This window comes from Vibrio sp. 10N.286.46.A8, assembly GCF_041470165.1.
Classification (GTDB): Bacteria; Pseudomonadota; Gammaproteobacteria; order Enterobacterales; family Vibrionaceae; genus Vibrio; species Vibrio tasmaniensis_A.
Genome location: NZ_JBFRLX010000306.1, coordinates 1 through 3,779 on the forward strand (window position 1 = coordinate 1; position 3,779 = coordinate 3,779).

Annotated in this window: 3 protein-coding genes and 1 pseudogene; 2 read left to right on the forward strand and 2 right to left on the reverse strand. The window is 43.7% G+C overall.

What is annotated here, in order from left to right:
• The first annotated feature begins 33 nt into the window (after positions 1–33).
• Positions 34–1,488: a cardiolipin synthase gene (gene cls, locus AB4232_RS21880; protein WP_012604351.1), complete on the forward strand. Its 1,455-nt coding sequence runs from the start codon at positions 34–36 to the stop codon at positions 1,486–1,488.
• Positions 1,489–1,671: 183 nt separating this feature from the next.
• Positions 1,672–2,856 (forward strand): cystathionine beta-lyase, encoded by a 1,185-nt coding sequence (locus tag AB4232_RS21885; protein WP_371709149.1) that lies wholly within the window; start codon positions 1,672–1,674, stop codon positions 2,854–2,856.
• Between the two features lie 85 nt (positions 2,857–2,941).
• On the opposite strand, the gene AB4232_RS21890 is transcribed toward AB4232_RS21885, so the two are convergent.
• Positions 2,942–3,415, reverse strand: a complete 474-nt coding sequence (locus AB4232_RS21890; RefSeq protein WP_017098177.1) for a hypothetical protein — start codon at positions 3,413–3,415, stop codon at positions 2,942–2,944.
• Positions 3,406–3,779, reverse strand: a pseudogene (locus AB4232_RS21895) (hypothetical protein); the annotation flags it as partial. The gene AB4232_RS21890 and the pseudogene AB4232_RS21895, both read right to left, overlap by 10 nt.

A 3,779-nucleotide genomic window follows, 5' to 3' on the forward strand; every position in this document is an offset into this window, starting at 1 on the left:
CTATCTAAGTGTCTCTTTTTTCGAGTATTCAATGTGGAAAAGCTCTACCATTTTTTAACTTTAGCTTCTGTCGCTTTATACTGGGTCCTTGTCGCCGGTGTGACTTTTCGTGTCGTACTAAAACGACGCTCTGTCAGCGTTTCTCTCGCATGGTTGATGGTTATCTACATTATCCCTATTGTTGGCGTCGCTTGTTACTTCCTTTTCGGAGAGCTAAATCTCGGTAGAAAGAGGGCTGAGCGGGCACATCGCATGTTTACGCCTTTTGGTGATTGGTTCCGCCAATTAAATGATTGCCAAGTCCACCTTCCAGGTAAAGTCGGCTCTCCTATCCACAAAATTGATGAGCTTTGTAACAATCGGATGGGCATTCCAGCTCTCAGCGGAAACACACTTTCACTGCAAGCTTCTCCTAATGAGATCCTACACGCAATTATCGAAGATATAGAAAACGCCCAGACTAGTATCAAAATGGTTTTCTATATTTGGCACCCCGGTGGCTTAACTGACTCCGTTGCTTCCGCACTTATTCGAGCAGCAAAACGTGGTGTCGATGTTAAAGTTTTACTCGATTCTGCAGGTAGCCCGCGTTTTTTCAAAAGTCACTGGCGTTCAATGATGAAAGACGCTGGCGTTCACGTTGTCCAAGCATTAGAGGTTAGTCCTTGGCGTATTTTCTTACGCCGTTTAGATCTAAGGCAGCACCGGAAGATCATCGTGATTGATGAGTCCATCGCCTATACCGGGTCAATGAATATGGTAGATCCAGCTCATTTCAAACAGAGCTCAGGTGTCGGCCAATGGATTGATGTCATGGTTCGCGTCACTGGGCCAACCGTTAACGTGTTGTCAGCAATTCATGGTTGGGATTGGGAAGTGGAAACCGGTGAACGCATTCTTCCTGATTTACCAGAGTGCCCGGTTGAAGAAATAATGACGCATCATCCAGTTCAAGTAGTGCCATCTGGGCCGGGCATGCCGGAGTATTTGATTCTGCAAGTTCTTACTATTGCGATTAATCAAGCAAACCATTCAGTTCGTATTACAACACCCTACTTTGTACCGAGTGCCGACTTATTAGAAACACTCAAAATGACGGCACAACGTGGTGTCAGCGTAGAATTAATCATTCCACATAACAACGATTCATTAATGGTTAAATGGGCTTCTCGCGCCTTCTATACCGAACTGCTTGAAGCCGGAGTGAAGATATATGAGTTTTACGGCGGGCTTCTTCACACCAAATCGGTAGTGATTGATGAAGAGTTTTGCTTAATCGGAACGGTCAATATCGACATGCGCAGCCTATGGCTTAACTTCGAAGTAACGCTAGCCGTTGATGATGTGCACTTCACCAAGCAACTGTTTGATTTGCAGCAATCCTATATTGAATCATCTCATCCAGTGGAATTGGAGCAATGGGAGCAGAGAAACCTACGCAACCGCTTCTTCGAAAGGTTGTTTTACTTATTCAACCCGCTGCTTTAATTCCATCAATGCGTCCACCGCGGCTCATCACTCGCCGACTATCGGATTTTAAACCTTTCACGATAAACGATGTGGAAGGTTAAAAAGCGAAAGAAAAGCGCAAAAACTCCCGCTCTCCTCTTGCTTTGAAGGCTATTGGCATGTTTTAAATAGGACATAACCGATTGATAAGGAATTCACAGCATGTCCGAGAACAAAACCACTAAACTGATCACTGCAGGTCGTGATAAGAAGTGGACTAATGGTGTCGTTAACCCACCAGTACAACGCGCTTCAACTGTCGTGTTCAACACAGTAGAAGAGAAACGCAAAGCGACCATTAACCGCGCTAACAAGACACTTTTCTACGGACGCCGTGGCACCACGACTCATTTCGCATTTCAAGATGCAATGGTTGAAGTTGAAGGTGGTGCAGGCTGCGCACTCTACCCTTGTGGTACGGCAGCCATCTCTAATGCCATCCTCTCTTTTGTTGAAACAGGTGACCATATTCTGATGGTCGATACCTGTTACGAACCCACTCGTGATTTCTGTGACACCATAATGAAAAAGATGGGTGTAGAGACCACTTACTACGAGCCAACGATCGGTCAAGGTATCCAAGACCTTATTAAGCCAAATACTAAGGTTCTATTTACTGAGTCTCCGGGTTCAGTCACCATGGAAGTTCAAGACATTCCAACACTCGCACGTATTGCCCATGAACATGACATCATTGTAATGCTCGATAACACGTGGGCGGCTGGTGTTAACTTCTCACCGTTCGATTTTGGCGTCGACATCTCAATTCAAGCGGCGACTAAATACATTGTTGGTCACTCTGATGTGATGCTAGGAACGGCGGTAGCCAACGAAAAATGTTGGGATCAACTGAGAGAGCAGAGTTACTTGATGGGACAGTGCGTATCTCCAGATGACGCTTATCTTGGTCTTCGCGGTATTCGCACTCTTGACGTTCGACTTCGCCAACATGCTGAAAGCAGCCTAAAAGTAGCAAAGTGGTTAGAAACACGCCCTGAGGTTGACCATGTTCGTCACCCTGCCCTTGAGTCTTGTCCCGGTCATGAATTCTTCAAACGAGACTTCACTGGCGGTAATGGTTTGTTCTCTTTCGTTCTTAAGAACTCAAACACAAAAGCAACGACTGCTCTGCTTGATGGTATGACGCACTTTAGTATGGGTTACTCATGGGGTGGATTTGAAAGTTTGATTCTAGCGAACGAACCGAGCAGCTTTAATAGCTTGAGAACGGTAGCGAACCCTAACTTCGAAGGAACCTTGATACGCGTTCATATCGGCTTAGAAGACGTCGATGACCTGATTGCGGATCTAGATGCTGGACTAGATCGTTACAACGCTCTGGTTTAAGTAAAACAATAAACAAGTTTCCACAAAAGGCAGGGACAACCTGCCTTTTTTAGTTCGGTAAGCTCTTGGTGTAGAAGTTATATGACTACTTCTGAACCTTAAAACATACCCAATTAAAAATTTCGAAACGATTTTTATTAAATAAATAGAGTGAGTCATCGGTGACAACAACTGAGTAATCAATATTCAGCCCCTTATACGAGCTATACTCTCGATTAATCACAGGGTCATCAGTTTCAGTTGTCGGCGAATAATCAATGATAGAGATAGACAACTCGCCATCTTCTAACGAATAACGACCTGAGGAGTGGTGCTCCAATTTACTCACCTGACCATCCTTCTCTTCAATCTTTACCGCCTCTGCAATCATAAACGTATTGTCTGATTGGAAGGTAAAAGTCATACGTTCATACAACGATTGATAAGGTTGAAATGCCTGCGTCATAAAGCCCGTTTTGATGGTTTTACAGTGCCAACGAGTGCCCGCGAGTACGTTTCTATCAATCATGAAACTTGCAGCTGTGAGTGCTAATACTAATAGCAAACCAATTATTCGCAAAAGTAACTCCTTTGAGCCATGTAATTCACAAACGAATCAAAAGATGACTCAACTTCAAAAATAGATGACAAGTAATTAAGAGCTTCGCCATCCTTTCTCTCAATTAGCATATACAAAGCATCATTTTCAGGTTGGTTGACAGATGGATAAATGCGAACAAAAACATCAACATTACAGTGGCTAGGTATAACTTGTATCAGTCTCTCAGTGATCGCAGGCAACGAGTAGGCTTCATTGCGAACAATATGGAAAAAGTAGTGATTAGTTTCATCTACGAAGCTGTCGTGATACTCACTTTTATCAACAAAGTATGGCAATGGCTGATAGTAAGCCTGAAATATATTAAACAAAGAGATTAACACAC

What these genes read in the sequence shown, in the direction of transcription:
- AB4232_RS21885 (WP_371709149.1), top strand. Translation starts at nt 1,672, where the DNA reads ATGTCCGAGAACAAAACCACTAAACTGATCACTGCAGGTCGTGATAAG.